This window comes from Prevotella sp. oral taxon 306 str. F0472 (assembly GCF_000257925.1).
GTDB classification, from domain to species: Bacteria; Bacteroidota; Bacteroidia; order Bacteroidales; family Bacteroidaceae; genus Prevotella; species Prevotella vespertina.
This window is the reverse complement of record NZ_AJIN01000073.1, coordinates 1-5,724: the sequence shown is the minus strand read 5'-3', so window position 1 is coordinate 5,724 and position 5,724 is coordinate 1. Positions and strand designations below refer to the sequence as shown.

The window sequence follows — 5,724 nt, the reverse complement described above, 5'->3', positions numbered from 1 at the left end:
CACACTGCTCTTTTTACCTTATTATTTAACTAAAGTTTCCCACCCCTTAAAACACCAACTTTTCTCATTTTCCTTTGTCTGTCTTCCCCCATATCCATTGACTGTTAACACATGCCTAACAGAAGTTATGCAGACTATCCACATACTTCGTCCCATTTTTCCAACGCTTCAGCCATTACAAGGATTTTGCTCATCTCTTTGTCGTTTCCGCTGATTGTAGCCATAAGGTATTGGGGCGTCATTCCAAGTATTTCTCCTAAAATGCGAAGAATGCGTTCGATGCAGGTAAGAACTCGCTTCCATAACGTGAGTGCCATGAGATCACCCTCCATATCCGAAAAGAGTTCGCCCATGGTTTGATATTCTGTGAATCTCTTTTCCAAAGCCATGACGGTATATGTAAGGTAACACAGCGTTGCGTCGGCTATCTGACCATTAAAGTCACAACCTTGATAACCTCCTAATCCGAGATATTGCTTAGTCTCCTTGTTCATCACCTCTATGTTCCATCTAATCTGATACACTTCAAAGGCTTTTACGAAAGACATCGTTGTATCCGTGGTGAGCAGAACGTTCCATGCGGAGTTTCTACCATACTTGATGAGGAAGATTCTGATAGGTATATCTCCTAAGTTGCCGTTGAGCTGAATATATCGACATTTGTATTTACGACAGTTCTTTCCTCGTTCACGTTCATAGGTGGCAATGAGTTCTGCAGCATTTTTCTTTTTGCCCGATATAGTGTATTTTGTCTTTCCCATTTTTGCAAGTCCAACAAAGTGCATTGCCCCTTTACCTATGCTTCTAACACATGTCATAAGTTGCTCGCAGGTGAACCAACTATCGGTAATCACATACTTCGCATGTAACCCCATCTTCCATCCACGGCGAAGCATATCCATGGCAACTTCCAGCTTAGACATCTTACACTCTTGAAAGCGCTTATAATCAGGATTGCCGGTGTTCCTCTTGGTGTGATATGCCTTTTTGAGTTGCTGTCTTGTCAGCCCGTAGTTGCCTTGCTTCCCCTTTTCTTGATGTAGTGAAAAATCAAAGGGTATAGTTGTCTTGCCGTCAAAGAAGGCACAAAGTAACAGCTTGTAGCCCAATACGCATCTGCCTTTCATATGGTCGAAAACACGACTGATACCCTCCATCCTCACACCACTCTTCTCAAGTACGGTGTCATCTATAATGAAACATGTAGTGGTATCTGATTGAGGAACTTCGCCATACTTACGCAATAGGCACATATAACGCAGTGCAAAGTGGTTCATCAATCGTCTCCAATCCATCTGTGGGCGAATCATCATGCGATAGAAACAGTTCTTACCATGATTTGAAAGCTCATATATCTTATGTTTGCATATACTATGGATGCTCTCGCCCACAATGCGGAAGAGGCAAAGAGAGAGGAGCAACTCCGAAGCCGAAACTCCGTCCTGTTTCTCCAATGAAAGGCGAGATAATAGGTGACCGATGCCAAACTTGCCAAAAAGATGAAATAAATCATCACTCATTCGGGTTTTAACACTCAAAAGTTTGGATAACTCACTTATTTTCTCTATTTTTGCTTCCATAACAGTTTTGTTGTCTTGTCTTTAAAATCAGTTCTTTAGCGATTACTAATTTACAAAGAAAATTCGACAAACTGTTATTTTTCTATCTATTTATTTGGGTGGGAAACTTTAGTTATAATACTAAATTCAAATGGACTTAAAATAGTAATTCTCCTCCAACATCCTTTCCAAGTCCGAAGCCTTGTAGAGTATCTTCCCTGCAAACTGCGTGTAGGGTATAATCTTCCTGTCTCGGTAGTCCTGCAAGGTGCGGGGACTGATATACAGCCGCTCGCACACTTCCTTTCCTGTGAGGAAAAGTTCGCCTGCAAAGAGTGGCTTGTGTGTCTGTGCCACTTCCACAATCCGTTTTCCTACACCTCTCAACGCTGAGACAACCAGCTGCATCTCGTCCGTCTCCATGTTCAAGTCTCTTGCTGTTTCCATCATATCTGTCTGTTTTTAGGTTTGTTCAATTTCGTAAGAAGCAATGCTTCCACATCCTCGCGCTTGTAATAGCACTTGTGTCCGATTTGCGTAAACGGCAGCATGCCCGTATCACGATAATGCTGCAAGGTGCGTTTGCTGATATTCAGCAGCTGGCACACATCGCCGTTGTGCAGCCAGTCCGTGTGCTTGCTTTTCTCTCCGAATGCCTTGTAGCAGCATTCCGCAAGGCTCAAGATTTCATCCCGAAGCTTTGCCCAATTGGTTTCCGTAATGATGTAATAGTTCATAATCATATTTTGTTATTGTTTATTGTTTGTTGTTTCAGGTCCTTCCTGTTTCCATCGGCAAAGGTAATGACGTGCGTACACCTCTCAAAGCCGTGAAGAACAACAGGGAAGGATCGGGAAGAATGAGGAAAAAGCAATCCACATCATCGGTTCGCATTTGCGTTTTCCTGCCCCGTCTTCTTCTTTTGTTGCAAAGACAATGCAAGCGAGTACAGAGGAAAGTTCACTTATCCTTTGCCGAGCGCAGCTTGTCTTATGCAAAATTAATATCGGGCATTTCTTATTCCATCACTTTTCATTCAAGTGGCAGTTGTGGCGCTATGACAAGGACAAAAGAGACAGATTGATGTTCTTGCCACTGCACAAATGAGGTTAATAAGGTAATCAAAGCAAAAGAGTGCATCTGAAAGCAAACAACGACATCCGTATTTCTACTAACCTATCTTTCCTGTCATCCGTTTTTTGCTTAATGAGGCGATAAATGCTCTTTTTAACAGCCTGTTTCCCTAAGAATTTTGCAGCAGACAGATGCAACATTATGCAAGAAGGCTTTGAATGCTTGGAAGTTACGCATTCTCACCCTAACTTCACTCTTGGAAACCAATTCAAGGAAATAATGAAAAAGAACGCAGATGCAGGCAATATAGATAACAGAAGAAATCCTCATCGCAGGGGTAGCTCATCCAAGAACGCAGAGATAGAAAACTACCTCTCCACACACTACGAGTTCAGATACAATACAGTATTGGGAAGAACCGAATACCGAAGTAGGAACAGCGGCATATATACAAAAGTCGGTCGTTATGAAATCAATACGCTCCGCAGGGAACTTGATTGCGATGAAGGCATAGCGACTTCTTCCGATAATCTCTATTCCATCATCGAGAGTAGTTTCTCTCCACGCATCAACCCCATACAGGAGTATTTCAAAGAATTACCATTAGTAGATATAGGCACTAGTTGTGGTAACACTAACGAATACAATAATTGCTGCAATGCTTTCTCCCTTTCACTGAAAGGCATTCCCGCCTTAGCAAGTTGCGTTGTCGTGCGTAACCCCGACAAATGGCTGACGTACCTCACCAAATGGCTCGTGGCAGTAGTTGCCAACGCAATGGACGACCGTGAGTGCCGTAATCACACCTGCCTTGTGCTGACAGGCGAGCAGGGCAAGTTCAAAACTACATTCTTGGATTTGCTCTGCCCACCTGCATTACATGGCTATAGCTACACAGGCAAGATATATCCGCAGGAGAAGGACACGCTCACCTATATAGGGCAAAACCTCATCGTAAACATCGACGACCAACTCAAAGCCCTCAACAAACGGGATGAGAACGAACTGAAGAACCTCATTACCTGCCCGATGGTCAAATACCGTATGCCCTACGACAAGTATGTAGAGGAGCATCCCCACTTGGCAAGCTTCGTGGCATCGGTAAACGGCAACGACTTTCTTACAGACCCTACGGGAAGCAGACGGTTCCTACCCTTTGAAGTGCTTTCCATAGATATTGAGAGAGCAAAAGCTATCTCGGTGGACAATGTTTATGCGGAAGCCAAAGCCCTGTTAAAGTCAGGCTTCCGCTATTGGTTTGATGATGATGAGATTGCCGAACTATACACAGAGAGTGAGGACTTTCAAGTACAAACTGCAGAGATGGAGCTTTTGTTGCGTTGCTTTGAAAAGCCAACGGAGGATGAAAGTTATTCGTTAATGACCACTACGGAGATACTCACTTATTTGGGTATTTATACTCACCAACCACTTGTTGCCAAGCGTATGGGCGAAGCCTTGAAGAAAGCAGAATATATAAAGGTGAGCAAACGAAGAAATGGTGGTAGCCCCATCTATGTCTATAAGATTAGGAAAATCTTGCCCTGCCCGCTCTTTCAAACTTGTAGTAGCCAAATGTAGTAGAATGTGTAGTATTGTCTTATACTACAAAGTAACTGATTATCAATCACTTATCACAGAATAGTATGTAGTAAGAAGAAAGATGAAAAAGTTTGGAGGGGAAAAACTTTGGAAAAGTAAAACCATAAAAACAGACAAACATAAATAATTATCATTCAACCCATTAAGTATCAAAACAATGAAAGAAGAAGATTTTCACGTATCAACGATACCCCATGTGGAGTATCTCGAAAGGAAAGGTCAACCTGTCGAAAACACCTACCTATGTCATGTACCGTTCACCGCTCAGGGAGGAAACGCATCCGAGTTTCAAGTGGACACGAAAGAACCTTTGGATAGATTATGGCGAGGGGGGCGGAAGCATAATCGACCTCTGTATGCGTATGGAGGGTGCACGCTATCGAAGCCATCCGTCGTTTGGGGCAGACTCCCGAAATCAATATATTTCAAGACTTCTCAAAAACCCACCCGATGGTGAAAGAGCAAGGAACTGATAGAATATCAGACACCCTGCCGCCACATTTACAGGATTATCTTACGAAGGAACGCTGTATCAACTTGGAAAAGGCTATGCCTTTCCTCAAATGTATCAGCTATGAGGTAAGGGGCAGAGGCTATCAGGCTATCGGCTTCGCCAACCAGTCAGGAGGATATGAGCTTCGGGACGACAATGTGTTCAAGGGAAGGATTGCACCGAAGGACATTACTCCGATATTCACGGACAGAGCGGAGCCAGTATGTATCTTTGAAGGCTTCATGGACTTCCTATCCTTCCTTTCAATGAAAGAAGAGATTACCAACCACAGCCTTGTGATGAACTCCGTGAGCAACGTGGCAAGGACTATCCGCTATTTGAATGACCGACACCTCACCCATATCCGCGCCTTCCTTGACAATGATGAAGCAGGACGGAGGGCTGTTCAAGATTTCATAAAGGCAGGCTTCCATGTTGAGGACATGAACATACATTACAAAGACTTCAAGGATCTCAACGATTTTCATGTCAGCCGTGTCCGTGAGCAGCAGAAATGGAAAGCGCAGGAACAGACACACATATCAATTACAGGACAAAACAAGAAATTAAAACAAGTCAAACTTAAAATGAAATAGAAATGGAAAAGGAAACTATGATGAGTGACAAAGACCTTTCATGGTTCTTGGGTGTGGAAGATGAAACAGAGAACGAATCTACTTCACAAGAAGCGACTGCAGTTCCTGAAAGAGAAAGACCAACAAACAAGCAGGACACAGAGAATACCATGCACTCCGAGCCTGCACGGAACACTGAGAGTGCAACCATTCAGAAACGCATCAGTGCCAAGATGAGAAAGAAAACACTCGAAGCCTACAAGCAAGCCTATCTTGTGCCGACCAAGTTAAACAATCGCAAGGCGGTCTATCTGAGCAGGGAGACACAGGAACGTGCCGACTTTATTGTGCGTAGATTAGGCGACAGAGGCAGCAACCTTTCAAGCTTTGTGGAGAACATCGTTCGTCAGCATCTGGAGGA

General features: G+C 43.5%; 5 protein-coding genes and 1 pseudogene. 3 read left to right on the top strand and 3 right to left on the bottom strand.

Annotation, left to right across the window (positions count from 1 at the left end):
• Positions 1-134 precede the first annotated feature (134 nt).
• From HMPREF9969_RS12235 to HMPREF9969_RS12225, 3 genes are all read right to left on the bottom strand, one after another.
• Positions 135-1,580, bottom strand: coding sequence for an IS4-like element ISBf8 family transposase (locus HMPREF9969_RS12235; RefSeq protein ID WP_005642186.1), 1,446 nt, complete (start codon positions 1,578-1,580; stop codon positions 135-137).
• Between the two features lie 126 nt (positions 1,581-1,706).
• On the bottom strand, positions 1,707-2,009 hold the full coding sequence (locus HMPREF9969_RS12230) for a helix-turn-helix domain-containing protein (RefSeq protein ID WP_006043739.1): 303 nt from the start codon (positions 2,007-2,009) through the stop codon (positions 1,707-1,709).
• Positions 2,006-2,296 (bottom strand): helix-turn-helix domain-containing protein, encoded by a 291-nt coding sequence (locus tag HMPREF9969_RS12225; protein WP_036895843.1) that lies wholly within the window; start codon positions 2,294-2,296, stop codon positions 2,006-2,008. The genes HMPREF9969_RS12230 and HMPREF9969_RS12225 overlap by 4 nt, the downstream gene beginning before the upstream one ends.
• Positions 2,297-2,777: 481 nt before the next feature.
• On the opposite strand from HMPREF9969_RS12225, the gene HMPREF9969_RS12220 reads away from it, so the two are divergent.
• The 3 genes and pseudogenes from HMPREF9969_RS12220 to HMPREF9969_RS12210 all read left to right on the top strand — a co-directional run.
• Positions 2,778-4,214 (top strand): VapE domain-containing protein, encoded by a 1,437-nt coding sequence (locus HMPREF9969_RS12220; RefSeq protein ID WP_009436148.1) that lies wholly within the window; start codon positions 2,778-2,780, stop codon positions 4,212-4,214.
• A 178-nt stretch (positions 4,215-4,392) separates the two neighbouring features.
• A pseudogene (locus HMPREF9969_RS12215) lies at positions 4,393-5,324 on the top strand (toprim domain-containing protein).
• A gap of 2 nt (positions 5,325-5,326) precedes the next feature.
• On the top strand, positions 5,327-5,724 hold a 398-nt coding region (locus tag HMPREF9969_RS12210; protein ID WP_036895840.1), incomplete at its 3' end, for a DUF3408 domain-containing protein.